The 16,622-nt window shown below is 61.9% G+C and carries 16 protein-coding genes; 3 read left to right on the top strand and 13 right to left on the bottom strand.

Annotated elements, in window-relative coordinates:
• Positions 1–56: 56 nt before the first annotated feature.
• Positions 57–911 carry a hypothetical protein gene (locus tag MHAR_RS11380; protein ID WP_143763414.1) on the top strand — a complete coding sequence of 285 codons (855 nt, stop codon included), beginning with the start codon at positions 57–59 and terminating at the stop codon, positions 909–911.
• Between the two features lie 152 nt (positions 912–1,063).
• Here the strand turns inward: MHAR_RS11380 and MHAR_RS11375 are convergent, their stop codons facing one another.
• The 7 genes from MHAR_RS11375 to psmB form a co-directional block, all read right to left on the bottom strand.
• Complete coding sequence (locus tag MHAR_RS11375; RefSeq protein ID WP_048144664.1) at positions 1,064–1,351, bottom strand: protease inhibitor I42 family protein; 288 nt, start codon at positions 1,349–1,351, stop codon at positions 1,064–1,066.
• 68 nt (positions 1,352–1,419) lie between these two features.
• Positions 1,420–2,634 carry a C1 family peptidase gene (locus MHAR_RS11370; RefSeq protein WP_052301034.1) on the bottom strand — a complete coding sequence of 405 codons (1,215 nt, stop codon included), beginning with the start codon at positions 2,632–2,634 and terminating at the stop codon, positions 1,420–1,422.
• 370 nt (positions 2,635–3,004) lie between these two features.
• Complete coding sequence (locus MHAR_RS11365) at positions 3,005–5,443, bottom strand: DUF5814 domain-containing protein (RefSeq protein WP_014587761.1); 2,439 nt, start codon at positions 5,441–5,443, stop codon at positions 3,005–3,007.
• Positions 5,444–5,453: 10 nt separating this feature from the next.
• Positions 5,454–6,242, bottom strand: a complete 789-nt coding sequence (locus tag MHAR_RS11360; protein ID WP_014587760.1) for a DUF7839 domain-containing protein — start codon at positions 6,240–6,242, stop codon at positions 5,454–5,456.
• A gap of 3 nt (positions 6,243–6,245) precedes the next feature.
• Complete coding sequence (locus tag MHAR_RS11355) at positions 6,246–6,761, bottom strand: ArsR family transcriptional regulator (protein ID WP_014587759.1); 516 nt, start codon at positions 6,759–6,761, stop codon at positions 6,246–6,248.
• A gap of 124 nt (positions 6,762–6,885) precedes the next feature.
• The gene (locus MHAR_RS11350) at positions 6,886–8,793 is read right to left on the bottom strand and encodes a beta-CASP ribonuclease aCPSF1 (RefSeq protein ID WP_014587758.1); all 1,908 of its coding nucleotides are present in this window, start codon (positions 8,791–8,793) and stop codon (positions 6,886–6,888) included.
• Between the two features lie 28 nt (positions 8,794–8,821).
• Positions 8,822–9,445, bottom strand: a complete 624-nt coding sequence (psmB, locus tag MHAR_RS11345) for an archaeal proteasome endopeptidase complex subunit beta (RefSeq protein ID WP_048144663.1) — start codon at positions 9,443–9,445, stop codon at positions 8,822–8,824.
• A 261-nt stretch (positions 9,446–9,706) separates the two neighbouring features.
• On the opposite strand from psmB, the gene MHAR_RS11340 reads away from it, so the two are divergent.
• The gene (locus MHAR_RS11340; RefSeq protein WP_014587756.1) at positions 9,707–10,510 is read left to right on the top strand and encodes a DUF63 family protein; all 804 of its coding nucleotides are present in this window, start codon (positions 9,707–9,709) and stop codon (positions 10,508–10,510) included.
• Here the strand turns inward: MHAR_RS11340 and larE are convergent.
• From larE to MHAR_RS11320, 4 genes are all read right to left on the bottom strand, one after another.
• The gene (gene larE / locus MHAR_RS11335) at positions 10,488–11,339 is read right to left on the bottom strand and encodes an ATP-dependent sacrificial sulfur transferase LarE (protein ID WP_143763412.1); all 852 of its coding nucleotides are present in this window, start codon (positions 11,337–11,339) and stop codon (positions 10,488–10,490) included. The two genes, MHAR_RS11340 and larE, sit on opposite strands and share 23 nt — an antisense overlap.
• A 1-nt stretch (position 11,340) precedes the next feature.
• Positions 11,341–11,670 (bottom strand): transcriptional regulator, encoded by a 330-nt coding sequence (locus tag MHAR_RS11330; protein WP_014587754.1) that lies wholly within the window; start codon positions 11,668–11,670, stop codon positions 11,341–11,343.
• Positions 11,671–11,703: 33 nt separating this feature from the next.
• Complete coding sequence (locus MHAR_RS11325) at positions 11,704–12,834, bottom strand: RNA-guided endonuclease InsQ/TnpB family protein (protein WP_014587753.1); 1,131 nt, start codon at positions 12,832–12,834, stop codon at positions 11,704–11,706.
• A 183-nt stretch (positions 12,835–13,017) separates the two neighbouring features.
• Positions 13,018–13,257 (bottom strand): MTH865 family protein, encoded by a 240-nt coding sequence (locus MHAR_RS11320; RefSeq protein WP_014587752.1) that lies wholly within the window; start codon positions 13,255–13,257, stop codon positions 13,018–13,020.
• A 143-nt stretch (positions 13,258–13,400) separates the two neighbouring features.
• Between MHAR_RS11320 and MHAR_RS11315 the strand changes: the two genes are divergently transcribed.
• On the top strand, positions 13,401–14,192 hold the full coding sequence (locus MHAR_RS11315) for a winged helix-turn-helix domain-containing protein (protein WP_048144662.1): 792 nt from the start codon (positions 13,401–13,403) through the stop codon (positions 14,190–14,192).
• A gap of 167 nt (positions 14,193–14,359) precedes the next feature.
• On the opposite strand, the gene MHAR_RS11310 is transcribed toward MHAR_RS11315, so the two are convergent.
• Together MHAR_RS11310 and MHAR_RS11305 are read right to left on the bottom strand one after the other, a co-directional pair.
• Positions 14,360–14,707 (bottom strand): cupin domain-containing protein, encoded by a 348-nt coding sequence (locus MHAR_RS11310; protein ID WP_014587750.1) that lies wholly within the window; start codon positions 14,705–14,707, stop codon positions 14,360–14,362.
• Between the two features lie 59 nt (positions 14,708–14,766).
• Entirely contained in the window at positions 14,767–16,578 is a 1,812-nt protein-coding gene (locus tag MHAR_RS11305; RefSeq protein WP_014587749.1) for a PINc/VapC family ATPase, read from the bottom strand.
• Positions 16,579–16,622 lie beyond the last annotated feature (44 nt).

The following is a 16,622-nucleotide window of genomic DNA, read 5'->3' as shown; positions in this document are numbered from 1 at the left end:
CCGGCGGTACCGCGGCCGTCCCCGAGGCTCTGGCTGGTGCCCCAGGGGGTCGCAGGATGAGGCACCCGTTCCCATGGGGCCTCCTGGTGGGGATGGTGGCCCTGATCCTCTTCGCCTCCCTGGGGTCCGGCCATCCCATCCCCGGCGGCGGGGGGTTTGGGGGGGCCTGCCCCATCCTCTCCGACCTCCCCCCTCCGATGGATTGTCCCAAAGGGCTGATCTCCATAGTCCTCTCGGAGGCGGGGTTCGCCCTGGGGGACGAGGAGGAGGTCCTGCCCCTGAGGCTCCAGGTGGAGAGGGTGAGGGGCGTCGACCCCTCCCGAATCCGGAGGCTCCTCGGGGAGAACCGGACCCTGGGGGAGATCAGGGCGGAGATCGAGGGGGCGGAGGGGGAATACGCCTATCGTGGAAACCTCCGCCTCGGCCGCTCATCCTACCTCCTGGACCGCATCAACCTCACCGCCGAGGGTGGGAATACCACCCTGGAGGCGGACCTGATGGTCCCCGTCGGCGGGTGGGGTTCGATCCCCCCCGCCCCCGGGGGAGGGCTGGAGGCGGCGGGGCGGGCCTCTATCGAAACCATCCGCCGGGAGGGGTCGGAGATCCGGGTCGGGAGGCTCGTCATCTTCGGCGGAGCTGACGCCGGGAGCTACGCCGTGATCCTCAGCCCCGCCGCGGGCCGGGGGATGGGGGGGCACCATCAGCTTGGGTCCGCGGCATGGCGGGATGAATACGGCACCGAAATTCCGCCGACGATCCGCCCCGGGTCCTGGATGGGGCCATGGCCGGAGGGGTCCGATCCCCTCCTCCGGGTCCAGGGTGTCGGCCCTCGTCCCGGAGGAGGTCGAGGGATAGGTCCGGGGATGATCTATTCCGGTCCCCATCGGATCAACCCTGATATCGGGGTCTGAGGGGTCCCGGATCTTATAAGCTGATGGAGCGGGAAGAAATAAAAAAGGTCCCTCCGCCAGGGGACGATCATCGGAGGGGTCGGGATGGCAGGGGATCGGGCCTTCGGGAAGAGGCCTCCAGCCTCGGACCATCCCCCGGTCCTCTTCAGGGGTCAGATTATTTTTATTCTGTAGGTCCGCTCCTCTGCCGCCTCCCTCTCCCAGGACCGTTTTCGGATCATGGCGACCTCCGTCTCGCCGGTCTGGAGGGGGACGAAGGTGAATATCTCGTTGCCGCCTCCGCCGATCGCCCCGGGCTGGCTCGCAAGAAAGCTCCTATCCTTCAGCCTCATCATCTCCCCGTCGAACTTCGCCTCCCAGACGTATCCCGTGGTCGGGACCGATTCCAGGGATATCTCGAACTCCTCCGCCACCTTAACCTTCACCTCGGCATGGTTCATCAGCGCCTCCCTCCTGCCACAATCCAATAAATGTTGAAGGGAGGGATATAAGCCCCCCCCCTCGTTCCTCACTTGATCTCGATCTCTGCCACGACGTCGTTGTAGTCCTGGTCTCCGAGGCCGTAGAGGTCCTCCCACCTCAGCTCCCACTTGTAGTTGCCGGTCTGCACCTTGATGACGTGGTCGCAGGCGTCCTTGTTCCAGGCGTGGGTGGTGTAGTAGGTGTTCCCGTCAGGGGTCTTGAGGGCGAAGATCAGCTTCTGGCCTGCGCTGAAGGTGCCCACGTCGAAGGTCTTGCCCACCTGAGAGTCGGCCGCCTTGAATATCAGCTTGTTCGTCGGAGAGTAGAGCCTGAACTCGTTCTCAAAGGCAGCGGATTTGCTCTTGAGCTTGGCCACCACCTTCCCGGTCTTCGGCATGATCACGTCGTCGTTGAGGGCCGGAAACTCGACGGTGTAGAAGGGGAAGGTGCTGCCGATCCCGCATTCACCGTACCTTATCCTGAACCAGCCCCCCTCTCCCCAGCCGGTTCCCCAGCTGTTCTTGCATATCCAGCACTGCTCGGTCTCGCTGTAGCCGACGACGGCTATGGCGTGATACCCTTCCAGGCGGCCGCTGGCGTGTCTGTATACTCCGCCCCTGTAGCTGAAGAAGTCGGTGTAGACCGCCATCCCCGTGATCACCGGGCCGTGTCTGCATATCCACTCCTTCGCCTGGGACGCGGTGCTCAAGGATCTCCATCCCTGGATCTTTATGATCCTCTTCGCCCTGTCGGCGCAGGGCTTGCAGGGCTGGTCCTTATCGGTGTAGGGGTAGCAGGCGTCGTCGGGGATCCCCTTGCTCTTGGCGTAGTCGAGGGCCGGAGGGAAGTTCCAGCCGCTGGCGCAGCATTTGCCGCAGCCGCAGAAGAAGAGGTCCGCCTCCGATAGGTTCGGGTTCAGGTAAGGGTTACGCCTGAATATCTCCAGGTTCGCCTCGACGACGGCGGACGTGGCGAAGGAGACGCACGAGCCGCACCCCTTCTGATCCTTCACCGGGGTCGTCCAGTCGACCCCGCCGACGTTCCTCCAGTTCCAGCTGGTGAGATAGGCGAACCGGAGGCCTTCGCTAGCCATCAGGGCATCTTCCTCGACCCGGGCCGTGGCCATCATCGCCATATCTTTCTCGTCCGTCGCGAGGCCGAGGTACGCCTTCCTCTTGTCGTCAGAAAGCTCGCTGATGGACGTCTTTCCTGCTGACCACGGATACAGCTTTTTGCTGATCTCCTCCCTTATCGTCTTCAACTCCTCTAAAGACATCTTATTTCAACTCCTTCTTCTATCTTCGGGATGGCCGATATCAGAATAGAGATGGAGATACGCCCTTCTCATGCTATAATGAATCTCCATTATTTCTACTCAGTCAGCTCCATTTTGTTCCGATAAGATCTTGAAGATCTCTGAGGATCCTCCAGATCTATCAAAACAAGATGGGCGCAGGTATTAGTTATACTTTTCTGTTTTTTTGATTATTTACTTTACTTTATATGGCTCATCAGAACATATTAATTCATTATGTAATACTATAATATATTGTTAACTTTATAAAATAATCGCCCCCTCAGAGCCGGTCGCGGCGATGGGCGCCATCGGCGCCGGGGATGAGATCTTCCTCTCACCCCTCGACCCTCACCCGGAGGCGCCTCGCCTCCGCCGCCGTCTCCTTCTTCCCCAGGACCCGGGCCATCTCCTCGATCGCCTCCAGCCGGCGGACGATCGCATCCAGATAGTTTATCAGGTCGCCGGTGTAGGCGTAGATCCCGTAAGAGTCGGTGAACTCCTGGATGATCCGGCTCGGGCTCATCCCCTCGGCCCGGAGCTCCAGGATCTTGAGGGACGCCCCCCTCTCGGGGCAGCCGCAGTAGGGGGAGTCCCGGCAGCCGCAGCGGGTGAAATCTTTGGCGAAGCTCAAGAGCTCCTCCCTCAGCTTCGGGTCGAGCTTGGTGAGGTCTTCGCTGCTGAGGAGGTCCATCACCGAGCCGTGGAGCGCCCTCGAGGAGACCTGCATCCTCAGGGTCGCCGAGATCCTCTCGGCGGCCTTGAGGTAGAGGTCATCGAACCTCTCCAGGTCGACGGCTATATCCAGGGCCCCCTTCCCTTCGGCGAGCCCCTTCCTTATGACCACCACCTCCTCTGGGGTGAGGAAGTGGGCGGAGGCAGCCCTCCCGATCCGGGTGGGGGAGATCCCCCGGAGGAGGTCCGCCTCCTCCAGGGCGGCGAGGCTCGACCCCAGGTCGTCGAGGCCGATCGTCAGCCGGTGGAGCCGGACCAGCTCCTCCCGGCTCTTCGCCACCCCGGCGTTGGCCAGGACCTCCTCCAGCTGCTCCTCCTCCCCGTACTCGGGGAGGACGTCCTCCATCGCCCCCCGGAGGAGGCGGAGGGCCACCTCGTCCTCCGCCTCGCCCTTCCCCCCCTGGTACTTCTTGCCCGGCTCGGGGAGGAGGTAGACGATCCCCCGGTCGTGGTAGCCGGGCCTTCCGGCCCTTCCCAGCATCTGGTTGAACTCGTGGACACTGAGCCACTCGATCCCCATGGCCAGGGAGTCGAAGATCACCTGGGAGGCGGGAAAGTCGACCCCGGCGGCCAGGGCCGCCGTCGTCACCACGGCGTCGACCTTCCCTTCGGCGAAGAGGGCCTCCACCTTCCTCCGCTGGTCGTACTGCATCCCGGCGTGGTAGGCGGCGGAGTTGGGTATCGCCAACGCCAGGCTGTTGCAGTTCTTCCGCGAGTTGGTGAAGATTATCGTCTGGCCCCGGTACCCCGTGGAGGAGGTCTTGGAGGCCGCCTCCCGGACCAGCCTCCTCAACAGCCCCCTCTTCTCCCGGAACTCTGCGAAGATCAGGTGGCGCTCGAGGGCCACCGGCCTCACCTGGTAGTCTACGAGGTCGGAGCCGAGCTGGGCGGCCAGGGCGGCGGGGTTTCCGACGGTCGCCGAGAGGTAGATGAACTGGGCGGCGGGGTAAGAGAACCGGAGCCTTGCGATCAGCCCCGAGAGGCGGTGGCCACGTTCCTTCTCCTCCAGCATGTGGACCTCGTCGATGACGACGGTCCCCACCCTCCCCAGGCCCCTGCCGGTCCGGAGGAGCTGGTCGATCCCCTCGTAGGTCCCGACGATGATCTCCGAGTTGAGGTCCTGGTTCATCCTCTTCGCCTTGCCGAGCTTTATCCTGGAGACCCCGACCCGGATGGCGGCCCTCGCCCCCAGGTCCCGGTAGAGGGATAGCTGGTCGTACTTCTGGTTTGCGAGGGCGACGAGGGGGACGAGGAAGAGGAGCTTCCCCCTCCCTTCCAGGAAGTTTTTTATCCCCGCCATCTCCCCCACGAGGCTCTTCCCGGTGGCGGTGGCGGAGACTACCAGGAGGTTTTTCCCCTCCAAAAGCCCCATCCGGATCGCCTTCGCCTGAACCGGGAGGAGGGACTTCGTCCTCCCCAAAAGAAAGCTCTTCAGCTCGGGAGGGAGGTCGAGGGCCTCGACGGCCATCGGGTTCTCCTCCCTCTCGGCCGGGATCTCGTCGAACTTAGTAAGATCGGCCTCGAGCCTATCGAGGGCCAGGAGGCCGAGGACCTCGTCGAGGTCCCTCCTCCTGAGGAGGAGCCTCGCCATGTGGACCTTCGCCGCCCGGCCGAGGTGCCGGAAATCCGCCTCCCTCTGGAGCTCCTCCAGGGCGCACCGCTCGCAGATCAGGCCGCCCTTGTGCCGGACGGCCTTTCCGTCCAGGGGGGTGAAGCTCCTCTTCTCCGAGAGGCAGTGGTGGCAGATCGAGACCTTCCGGTGGGGGATCTGATAGCCGTCGAGAAACTCGAGGAACTTCGCCTCCAGGGAGGGGTCCCCCCGGGCGACGTAGATCGCCCCCGCCTTCCGGAGGAGCCTCACCAGGTCGTCGGGCTGGAGGTACCTCTCGTCCCCGTCCTTGTTTATGAGGAACTTCTTGGGGCGGGGGCCCTTCGGCGTATCCTGGAGGCGGAGATGCCCCTCGAAGAGGGTCACCCCTCCCCGGAGGGGGAGGATGAGGACCCGGCCCTTCTCGGCCCTGGCCAGAACGGCGATCGGCATCTCGACCCGATCAGCCCACGGTGAGGTCGACGAGCTCGTACTTCAGCCCCTCGCCCTCGAGCCTCCCCATGAGGTTTGGAACCTGCTCGTCGACGCAGACGATCACCGAGGATACCCCGTGGAAGGCCGACTCCACCGCCGACTCCTTCGCCCCGAAGAAGACGTCCGGCTCCCGCCCGACCTTCCTGAGGGCGACGAGGGACTCTATCCCCAGGGCACCCACCATCTCTCCGTCCCGGGCGATCCTGGCGAGGGCCTCGAGGTCGACGTTCCGGGAGCCGCCCATCTGGACCCGGGGGACCTTGCAGACGGTGACCTTCCCCTCTTTGAGGCTGATCAGCCCCCTGAGGTTTGAGACCCCCACGTCCTCCCCGGCCCGGGCCTCGGCGATGGTGACCCCGCTCGCCTCCACCCCCTCCTTCCGGCCGGCGTAGAGGAGGCCGCCCCTCATCTCCAGGGAGACGGTCTCCCCCTCCGCGAGGTCGACGTCGGCGATCGCCCCCCAGACCGAGACGTGGCTGATGATCTCCTCCATGACGTACCTAGCATACCGCTTCAGCTCGGCGGCGCTCTCCAGGAGCATCTCCACCCCCTCCTTCGTGATCCGGTACCTCATCCTCCCGTCGGATATCACGAGGCCGTCGGCTACCAGGTCCTTGATGTACTCGGAGATCGCCTGGGGGGTGACCCCGAGCCTCTCCGCCACCTCCTTCTGCCGGACGTTCGGCTGGTTTGCGGCGATCTCCACCAGGATCTGAAACCGCGAGCTGTCCCTCTTGCTCTGTAGAACGTCTACCATTCTTCAACCCTCTTCCTTGGAGAGCTCGATCCTCTGACCCCTGACGGCCAGCCCCTCCGCCCTTTTGGCAGCCCCTCTTATGAAGGCCTGGCTGAGATTCAGCTCTCGAGAGAGGTTGGTTAGGGAGGTGTTGCCGTTGGCGACGAGTCGCTGGATCCTCTCGGTCTTCTCCCGGAGCTCATCATCTGACATCGAGGTGAGATAGATCAGCTCGCTCAGATCCTCCAGGGGGCATACGAAGTTGGCCTGGACCCGAGAGTAGCTCGAATGGTACTCCTTCTCTGGGCTCTCGCCGGGCTTCGGCATCTTCCACTTCGTCTCCACAAGGCCGCTCTTCTTCAGAAGCTCCAGGCTCCTGTGAACCCCCCTTTCGTCGCTCATGATCTCGGCGAGTTCCACCTCCGTCCTCCATTCCTCGCAGAGCTCTTCGAAGACCCGTTTGTGAACTTCTGAACCGAAAGCCAGGAGCAGAGGAACCAGATCTGAGGGATCATTGATGATCCGAGTTCTCTTTCCCATCGCACAAAACCTCGCGCCTCCATTGGCGCTCAAATTTGATAAATCTTATTGATAACCCCCGCCCAAAATGCTGGATTCGGCAAAAAAGGGCGGAGGGGACGGTCCGTCCCCCTTCGAGGCCGGATCAGACGAGCCTCACCGTCTCCAGGTTCATCGGCGCCATCGTCGGGATCCTGTGCTTCTTGTAGATGGAGCTCGCGAGGTCGAGGCAGTTGCTCTCATCGCCGTGGTTTGTGATCACCCTGGAGGGCTTGGGGTAGACCCTCCGGACGTAGTCCATCAGCTGGTTTCGGTCCGAGTGGCCGGAGAATCCGTCGACGGTGACCACCTCCAGGTTGATCTTGACCGTCTGGGTCTTCCCCTCGGCGGAGAGGGGGATCTCGTTCCACCCCTTCTGGATCCGGCGGCCGAGGGTCCCCTCCGCCTGGTAGCCGACGATCACCAGGGTGTTCCGCTCGTCGGGGCCGAGGGCCTTCAGGTACTCCAGGATCGGGCCGCCGTTCATCATCCCGCTCGTCGCCAGGACGACGCAGGGGTCCCCATCCACGATCTTCGATCTCTGGCTTGAGGTCTCCACCTGGACGAAGCACTCCGATAGGAAGGGGTTGATACCCTTGTGGAAGATCAGGTCCCGGAGCTCGTTGTTCAGGTACTCGGGGTAGGTGGTGTGGATCGCTGTCGCCTCGTAGATCATCCCGTCGAGGTAGACGCTGATCTCCTCCAGGGACTTCTTCCGGATCGCCTCCTCCAGGGCGATCATCACCTCCTGGCTTCTGCCGACGGCGAAGGCGGGGATGATCACCTTTCCGCCCCGCTTTATGGTATCCCGGACGACCTTCAGGAGCCGCCCCTCTGCCTCCTTTCGGGAGGGCTGGGTGCTGTTCGACCCGCCATACGTCGCCTCCATCACCAGGGTCTCCAGCCTCGGGAAGGTGTGGACGGCGGGGTCGAAGAGCCTCGTCTTCTCGAACTTGAAGTCCCCGGTGAAGGCTACGTTGTAGAGGCCGTCCCCCACGTGGAAGTGGCAGATGGAAGAGCCGAGGATGTGGCCGGCGTTGTGCATCGTCAGCTTCGTATCGGGGGCGATGTCGGTGACGTCGCCGTAGTTCAGGGTGATGGTGTGCTTCAGCGCCTCCCGGATCATCGCCGACTCGTAGGGCATCCTCTTCCCCTCCCGCCCGGCGATGTCGATGTAGTCGAGCTGGAGGAGGACGAAGAGGTCCCGGGTGGGGGGGGTGCAGTAGATCGGCCCCTCGTACCCGTACTTGTAGAGCATCGGGACGAGGCCGGCATGGTCCAGGTGGGCGTGGGTGAGGACGACGGCGTCGATCTGGTTTAAGGGGTAGGCCTCGGGGACGTAGAGGTAAGGGGTCGCGCTGTCGTCGGAGCCGACGTTGACGCCGCAGTCGACGATGATCTTCGACTCGGGGGTCGAGAGGAGCATGCAGCTCCTGCCGACCTCCCGGCACCCGCCCAGGGTGGTTATCCTCACCCACTGGTCCTTCGAGGCGACGTCCCGGTGGATCCTCCGGCCGATCGTCTTGAGGATCTCCTTCCGCTCGGACTGGACGGACCGGAGGTACTCTTTGGTGTTGGCGATGGTGCTGGATCGGACCGGGGGGGTCCTCACCACCTTGGGGGTCCAGCCGATCAGCTTTGTGATCTCCCGCAGGGTGGCACCGTGCCGTCCGATCACCAGCCCCGGCTTCTCCGCCTCGATCACCACCTCTCCGGTCTCGCCGTCGAAGTAGTAGTTGGTCAGCCCCGCCTCAGGGGGGACGACCTGCTGGATCTTCTTCACCGCTCCCTCGGGGTCGGCCAGGACCTTCAGGTCAGGCCTCACCACCACCCTCTTCCTCAGGTCTTTCGCCAGGGATCGGACTATCTCACCATCGTCTGCCAGCCTTCTCGGGTCGTCGGTGTATATTACCAGCTCGGGGCCCTCGAATTCTATGCCGGTGACGTTTATGTTCGGAGGCAGTTTGGTCTGCACCCGCCGCTTCAGCTCAAGGAGCACTTCCTCAACAGACAATTAAACCCATCCAAAAAAAGTTTATTTTTCAGAGCGACCGCCGGATCTTCTCCACCTCGGACTCATCTGCCACCTCGTACCCCCCGGCGGTGATCTTGACCGCCTGAATGACGTCGCCGGAGGCGGAATCCCTCTTCATGGCGTTGTGGATGGCGCGGACCCCCAGCTTCATACCCTCCTCGACGGTCATCTCGGGGTCGTAGAGCGCCTCCAGGACGCCGTAGGCGGTGGGGGAGCCGGATCCTGTGGCCACCACCTTCTGCTCCTGGATCGAGCCTCCGAGGGCGTCCAGGGAGAAGAGCTGGGGCCCCTTCTTGTCCACCCCGCCGAGGAGGAGCTGGACCATGAAGGGGAAGTACCGCCTCGAGGCGAGGACGTTGGATAAAAGGGATGTCGTCCCCCGGACCGTCATCGGCTCGCCCCTCTGCATGTTGTAGAGCTTCGACTCCACCTGGATCATCCTGACGAGGGACTGGGCGTCGCCGACCACTCCTGCGGTGGTGAGGCCGACGCGGTCGGCGATCTGGTATATCTTCTGAGCTGTGGTGCTGGCGATGAAGTGGCCCATGGTGGCCCGGCTCTCCGAAGCTAGGACTACCCCATCTTTGCAGACGATTCCCACCGTAGTTGTGCCTTTGAACACCTCGACCATCTAAATACCTCGAATTAAAATCAGAAAACGGACGAGTTCTCTTCGCCACCATCACTATATAAATCTTCCGCGCCCTTACCGCCCCCGATGGAGAAAAGTCGTGGCAGGGGTGGTTGGTCTGACCTCTTGCTCCCTCACCGGCTCTACCCAGACGGGCTTCGGCCTCCTGTCGTCCTACCCGGGAACGATCCGCTAATATACCATGCCGCCACCATTCTCCCTCAACCTGCGGTCTGAGGCCTTCGGCAGGAGCTGGGACCCTTGCACCCCTGGATATACCACCACTACGTCGAGCCCATCCTCTACGACGCCGGATACAACCCCGTCAACACCGTCACCTGGGCCCTAATCCTGGGGGGGATGATCCTTCTCATCCTCAGGCTCCTCCGGCGGCTGGAGGTCTCCTTCGACGAGCGGTTCTTCCTCGCCACCGCCCCCTACGTCCTGGCGGGGGCGAGCCTCCGGGTCGTCGAGGATGCGGAGCTGGTGGCAGCCCCCCTAAAGTACCTGCTGATAACCCCTCTGATATACTTCCTCGCCGCCGCGGGGACGATGACGGCCCTCCTCCTCTGCCGGCAGGCCCTGGGGGATCGATGGCTTTTGGGGTACGCCGCCGTCGGCCTCCTCTGGACCGCAGGAAACCTCGCCCTCCTCGCCCCCCTGGGGGTGGAGAGGAGCACGATCCCCATCGCGATCCTAGCCCTCGGGGTGGCGGCGACGGCCTTGGTGGCGGCGGGGTCGAGGCTGATCTCCTCCCCCATATCGGGAGGGCAAAGCCTCCTCATCCTCTTCGCCCACATGTTCGACGCCGCCTCCACCTACGTCGGGGTGGACTGGTTCGGCTACGTCGAGAAGCACGTCGTCCCCAGCCTCTTGATCGAGGCCGCCGGGACCGCCCTGGTGATGTTCCCCCTCAAGCTCCTCATCCTCATCCCCGTCCTCGCAGTCGTCGATGGAGCCCTCCGGGACGATCCGTCCCTGAAGAACCTGACCCTCTTCGCCCTCCTGACCCTGGGGCTCGCCCCGGCGGTGAGAAACACCATCAGGCTGACCCTGGGGATCTGAGGCTGGGGGCGCGACCCAGCGCCTCGTCCATCCTCCCCGGCCTGTACCCCTCCAGGTCCAGGGCGACGTAGGAGAAGCCGATCTTCTTCAGCCCTCCGGCGATCTCTATCCTCCGGGAGAGGGCCCTCTCCAGGTCGGCGGAAGGGACCTCTATCCTCGCCATGGGGCCGTGGACCCTCACCCTCGCCCCGGAGATCCCCAGCCCCCGGATGAGATCTTCGGCCTCCTCCGCCATCCGGAGCTTCTCGGGGGTGATCGCCTCGCCGTAGGGGACCCGGGTGGCGAGGCACGCCGTCGCCGGCTTATCCGAGAAGGGGAGGCCCATCTCCTTCGCCAAAAGCCTGATATCCGACTTCGTCATCCCCGCCTCGGCGAGGGGGTGGATCAGCCCCTCCTCGTCGGAGGCCCCGATCCCCGGCCTGTACTCACCGTAGTCTGAGAGGTTCACCCCGTCGGCGACCCTCGTTATCCCCGCCTCGGCGGCGATCCTCTTGAGGAGCCTGGAGGCGGCCCTCTTGCAGAGGGCGCATCGGTGGGGGGGGTTATCGGCCACCCCCTCGGCCTCCAGGATCTCGAAGGGGACGACCCGATGGCGGAGGCCCAAGGACCGGGCGATCTCCACCGCCTCCAGCAGCTCGCTCCGGGGGATCGCCGCCGAGTCGAGGGTTACTAGGAGGACCCCCTCGCCGAGGACCCCGGCGGCCACGGCGGCGAGGAAGGAGCTGTCGAGGCCGCCGGAGAAGGCTATCAAAATCCTATAATCCGCCCGGAGGATATCCTTCAGCCTATCCAGCTTATCGATCCCCTCACCCAGATCATGCCGGGTCATCTCACCTGCAGCCTTCACATCCATCCCGGGCCCCAGCCTCTTCCCCCTCCCTGATCATCCTGCAGATCTCGCAGATCTTATCGGAGGGGTCAACCTCCTCATTCAGGATGATCTCATCCGCCAGCCTTCGGATTGCCAGGCTCACCTCTTCGCTGAAGACTATGCTGTACCCCCTCTTCTTTGTGACGTACTGGGAGACGGCGGGGGGGCTGATCTTCAATAGCCGCGAGACCTCTCTCTGCGACAGCCCCCGGTCCACCAGCTCTTTGGCGAAGGCGGCCCTTATGTTCGGAAGGGTGTCCCATACGGCGGATTCACATGGAAGCTTCATATTCCACCATAGATCTATAGCTCTTCTGTGTGACTACTCCCCGCCCTGAAGGGCGGAGCTTCTAGCTTTTGGCAGAGACTGTAGCCCCAGTCTCAAAATGTTTATCGCCGCATTCTCGTCACGGTCCATGACCAGCCCACATTGAGGACATTCATGGACCCGATCCGATAGCGACTTGTTGACTTTAAGACCGCACCTGGAACATAGCTGACTTGTGTTCCTAGGATCTACTAGAACCACTTTCGAACCGGCGCTCTCAGCCTTGTACGATGTGGTTATTACTAGCATCCTCCAGGCAGCGTCTGATATGCCTTTAGCCAGGCAGTGGTTCTTAAGCATGTTCGTGATACTCAGATCCTCGAAAGCAATCAGCCCAAACCTTTCGACCAGGTTATGACTGACTTGATGAGCAAAATCGTATCTGCGGTTGGCAATCCGCTCATGGGTCCGCTGGACGACTTTGAGAGCTTTCCACCTCTCAGGAGTTCCTTTCTCATATTTGGATAGTCGTCTTTGAGCTTTGGCCAACGCCTTCTCCTCAGATCTGAAGAACCGTGGGTTATCGATCTTCTCTCCGTTGGACAGTGTAGCGAAACTCTCCAGCCCCACATCGATGCCCGCCATCAACCCATCTTTCCAGGGAGGCTTCGGAGGATCGTCGATCTCCACTGAGAAACAGGCAAACCATTTTCCGGTCGATGATCTCCGAACGGTTAACCTCTTGATTTTACCTTCGATGGGTCGGTGGAGCTTGATCTTGATATCTCCGATCTTGGAGAGACGCAGCTTCCCGAAAGACAGTTTGAATCCCAGCTGTGGATAGGTGAACGAATCGTACCATCCTTTTCCTTTGAACCTGGGATACCCTGGGGTCTCTCCTGCTTTGACCCTTCGGAAGAACGCTTTAAAGGCCAGATCTACCCGTTCTTGGACGTTCTGGAGGGTTTGAGAGAATACCTCATTTAGTTCTGGTTTGTTTTTCTTCCACACTGGAAGCAAGTTGTGAGTCTCATACTTAGATATGGATTTGCCTTGTTGTTCGAAAGAGTTTTTTCGATATGCTAAAGTCTCGTTATAGGTCCATCTACACAGCTCCAAGGTCTGTTCCATCTTAGACCGCTGTGCTTTTGTCGGATAGATCCTATATTTGAAGGCTTTAAGCATTACACTCACTTATGCTGTTAAAGTATTTAAGATTCATGACATAAGGCGGGGTACGATTCATCCCCGGCCTAAAGACCGGGGTTTTCTCTACCCCTGCACCCCAACTATATAAGGAATATAAACCTTCTCGATACGCTGGGAAAAAAAGTGGGGAGGGAGCAGAAGGGAGGTTTGGGGCGGCCTTCAGAGCCCCGCCCTCTCGACGATGACGTCGGCGACCTCTTTTGCGCTCTTGAAGGGGAAGTCCGTCTCCTTCAGGACCTTTCCGGCGTCTGCTGCCGTCAGCTCGCAATCTCCGGCCTTGCACCTGGTGGCCGCACCCTGAGGCATGGCCGCCAGAAGCTCGTCGGGGGTTTTTATGGGGAACTTCGCGTCCTTGAGGGCTCCCTCGATCTGGGCGTGGATCTCATCTCTTATGCTCATGGTTTTTCACCATCCTCTCCTATGGCGGGTTACTAATTTATACTTTAGCGTCATGAAACTATACAAGGGTCACGCCGATGTATCGAATTGACTCAGAAATACAGGATGGAAACCTTTTTACCCCGGAGGGGAGGGATCTTTTCATGGGTTCGGATCTGGAGAGGGATGTCGCCGACATCAGGTTGAAGCTCGAGGCCGTCCATGAGGAGCTCTTGAGGTTCGCGGAGAGGTCAAACCAGCAGCATCTCTCCTCGATCCTCGATGGGTGTAGAGTCGACTACAGCAGGGCGATCCTCGGCTACGCCCTCGACGAGATCGAGGGGGGGCTGGAGGCGAATATGGTCGGGGACTGTCAGATGAAGGCCGTCTGCAAAGCCCTCTTCTCCGACCTCCTGAAGGGGAACCTCCACCACATCAAGGCCGGGGGGATATCGGAGGAGGCGATAGGAGGGGCCAGGTCGAAGATGGAGGATATGAGGAGGAAGGCCCCCAGGGAGGAGTGCGCTAGATGCTTCTCGGAGGCGGGAAGGCTCCTGGAGAAGCAGGTTGATCTCTTCCGCTCCCTCCGGGTGTATCGAGACCCGGATATCGAGAGGGGCTCGATCGAGGATCTCGACGAAGAGGGGGCGGTCCGGGGGCTTCTCGATCCTCTCGGGAGCGGTCAGAGGCTCCAGATTATGAAGGCCCTCGCCCTGGAGACGAAGAGCTTCTCGGCCCTCTCGAAGCTGACGGGGCTGCGGGGCGGAAACCTCCTCTTCCACCTCCAGAAGCTATCGGAGGCCCGGATGATCATTCAGAGGCATGAGAGGGGGGACTACATGATCACCGCCAGGGGATATAAGGCCCTCCAGGGGATCTCCGAGCTTTATTCGGATCTCTTCGACCTGGGGGCTGGGGAGGAGAGAGAGGTCAGCCCTCCACCGGCAAGAATCTAGCACCGCCTGCATCTCGCCCCCGGATAGCTGGCCTGGCAGATGATCTCCCCGATCACCGAGCCCCACCATCTCCAAGATCTCCCCTATCCTTCCTTTCTCCTCTTCTTTCCGGCTGAAGAGGAGGAGCAGCTCGATTTTCTCCCTGCCCTGATGCCATCCTCGGAATCTCACGACCTTATCATGGTGAGGATCATCTTGAAGGGCTTGACGGCGGCGACTGAGTGGGGCTCGCCTGCTGGCATGATCACCATCTCCCCGCCGGAGAGCCTCATCGCCTCCCCGGAGATGGTGATCTCCGCCTCCCCCTCGATGACGTTCACCACGGCGTCGAAGGGGGCGGTATGCTCGCTCAGCCGCTGCCCCTCGTCGAAGGCGAAGAGGGTCACCGTCCCCGTCCTTTCATCGATGAGGGTCCTGCTGACCACAGCCCCCTTCTGGTAGCCCACGAGATCAGCCAGCCTGATGGGCCGGCCTTTGAGCCCATCGGGGGAGGCCGATTCCTTATTCGGTTCCATTTTCTATCTCTCCACCTCTTTTCTATCCTTCCTGGAACTGGACTCGGATGGAGAATTCTTCACTCCCGGATCTTCCTCGCCTCCAGCTTCTCGCCGTGCTTCAGCCTCAGCATGATCTGCTTTGCCAGGTCTGAGGACTTCACCATCCGGATGTCGCCCCTCCGGCCGACGGTGGCGGTGAAGACCGGCTCCTTTCCGAGGAAGATCTCCACCCGCTCGCCGGGCTTTCCGCCGACCCAGATCGCCAGGTGGCGGCCGGTGTCCTCGATGTGGGGCGCCAGGGGCTCCTCCCGGCCGTCGAAGGTCTGGACGTCGATGTGGATCCCCAGGGTCCGCTCGATCTCCTCGATCCTCTTGCCGGACTTGCCTATGATCCTCGCCGCCTCGTTCTCCTGGACCTTCACCACCGCCGAGGAGTCGCTGATCATCTCCACCTCGAAGGGGCCCTTGAGGTGGGTAGCCATCTCCTTCTGGACCTGGAGGGTGGCGAGGTCCCAGGAGGCGGGCTTCTTCCCCTCGGGGGAGATCGGCATGATGACGATCTCCTCGCCGTAGGTGTAGAGCTCGTACTCCGCCTTCCCGGTCTCGAAGTCTTTGACGACGATGACGGGCCTGGCGAGGTCCGCCTCCGTCATCCCCGAGGGGACCTTCACCATGAACTCGACGTCCATGACCTTCGTCACCTCCCCCTTCTCGATGAAGACGATAGTGTCGATCACCTGGGGGATCATCCCCAGGTCGACCCTGCCGATCAGCCTCTGGAGGGCGTCGATGGGCTTATTGGCGTGGACGACCCCGATCATCCCGACCCCCGCCATCCTCAGGTCGGCGAAGACCTGGAAGTCGTTCGTCTTCCTCACCTCGTCGTAGATGGTGTAGTCGGGCCTCACCAGGAGGAGGATGTCGGCGGAGGCCTCCATCGACCCCTCCAGGGGTCCGTACTGGGTGATCTCCGGCGGGACCTGGAGGTCTCTTGGAGCCTCCAGGGTCTTGACGATGTGGTCGCACTTCTGGAGGTACTTGGCGACCCCGGCGGCGAAGGTGGATTTCCCCGAGCCGGGGGGGCCTGCGATCATGATCCCCCTGTGGGCTTCCTTCAGCCTCGCCTTCAGCTCGTCGCTGTGGCGGTAGTCCTCCAGGTCGACCCTGGCCACGGGCCTCACCGCCGTTATCTCGAGGCCGTCGGAGAAGGGTGGCCGGGCGATGGCGATCCTCATGGGGCCGAGCTGGGCGACGGCGGCGCCGATCTTCTCCATTTCGATGTGGGCGCCCGGGTCGGACTTGACCCTCTCGAAGATCTCCCTCACCATATCCCGGAGGTCCCTCTCGCTGAGGTTCCTATTTCCGATCTTTACGAGGCTGAACTCGCCGACCTTCCCCCTCTTGGCCATGGGGATCGTCCCCTCCTTCAGGTGGACGGAGAGGGTATCCGGGGTGAAGTACTTCTCCAGGGAGATCTGCTTGATCTCCTCCCGCTGGGGTCGGACGTACTCCACCTCCAGCCCCATCGCCCCCGCCACCCTCGACTGGATGGAGTCGCTGGTGAGGAAGTAGGCCCCTATCTCCAGGGCCACGTCCCTGATCATGGCGTCGATCTCGCCGCCTCCGGCGAGCTTGATCTGGTCCAGGTCCGGCCTCACCCCCACGTACTCCAGCTCGATCTTCCCGGCCTTCGCCAGCTCCGAGAGGCGTCTCAGCTCTTCAAGCCCCTTGATCCCCGTCTCGCGGCCGTGGTTTGCCTGGGCCTCCAGCTCCGCCACCACCGCCTCGGGGACTACAACTCTTTTGCCCATAAACTCGCCGCTGACGACCCTGGCCGAAACCCTGCCGTCGATCACGACGCTCGTATCGGGCACTATGCAGTCTGCCATTGCAATAAACATCCTTCAATTAGTTATTTAGTACTTATGATCGA

This window comes from Methanothrix harundinacea 6Ac, assembly GCF_000235565.1.
GTDB lineage: Archaea > Halobacteriota > Methanosarcinia > Methanotrichales > Methanotrichaceae > Methanocrinis > Methanocrinis harundinaceus.
This window is presented reverse-complemented; position numbering and strand designations above follow the sequence as displayed.

Excerpts from the sequence above, each read along its gene's own strand:
- larE (WP_143763412.1), bottom strand. The coding sequence starts at position 11,339 with ATGACCCGGCATGATCTGGGTGAGGGGATCGATAAGCTGGATAGGCTG.
- psmB (WP_048144663.1), bottom strand. The coding sequence starts at position 9,445 with ATGGTCGAGGTGTTCAAAGGCACAACTACGGTGGGAATCGTCTGCAAA.
- MHAR_RS11310 (WP_014587750.1), bottom strand. The coding sequence starts at position 14,707 with ATGGAACCGAATAAGGAATCGGCCTCCCCCGATGGGCTCAAAGGCCGG.
- MHAR_RS11380 (WP_143763414.1), top strand. The coding sequence starts at position 57 with ATGAGGCACCCGTTCCCATGGGGCCTCCTGGTGGGGATGGTGGCCCTG.
- MHAR_RS11330 (WP_014587754.1), bottom strand. The coding sequence starts at position 11,670 with ATGAAGCTTCCATGTGAATCCGCCGTATGGGACACCCTTCCGAACATA.
- MHAR_RS11325 (WP_014587753.1), bottom strand. The coding sequence starts at position 12,834 with ATGCTTAAAGCCTTCAAATATAGGATCTATCCGACAAAAGCACAGCGG.
- MHAR_RS11360 (WP_014587760.1), bottom strand. The coding sequence starts at position 6,242 with ATGGTAGACGTTCTACAGAGCAAGAGGGACAGCTCGCGGTTTCAGATC.
- MHAR_RS11305 (WP_014587749.1), bottom strand. The coding sequence starts at position 16,578 with ATGGCAGACTGCATAGTGCCCGATACGAGCGTCGTGATCGACGGCAGG.
- MHAR_RS11355 (WP_014587759.1), bottom strand. The coding sequence starts at position 6,761 with ATGGGAAAGAGAACTCGGATCATCAATGATCCCTCAGATCTGGTTCCT.
- MHAR_RS11365 (WP_014587761.1), bottom strand. The coding sequence starts at position 5,443 with ATGCCGATCGCCGTTCTGGCCAGGGCCGAGAAGGGCCGGGTCCTCATC.
- MHAR_RS11320 (WP_014587752.1), bottom strand. The coding sequence starts at position 13,257 with ATGAGCATAAGAGATGAGATCCACGCCCAGATCGAGGGAGCCCTCAAG.
- MHAR_RS11375 (WP_048144664.1), bottom strand. The coding sequence starts at position 1,351 with ATGAACCATGCCGAGGTGAAGGTTAAGGTGGCGGAGGAGTTCGAGATA.
- MHAR_RS11315 (WP_048144662.1), top strand. The coding sequence starts at position 13,401 with ATGGGTTCGGATCTGGAGAGGGATGTCGCCGACATCAGGTTGAAGCTC.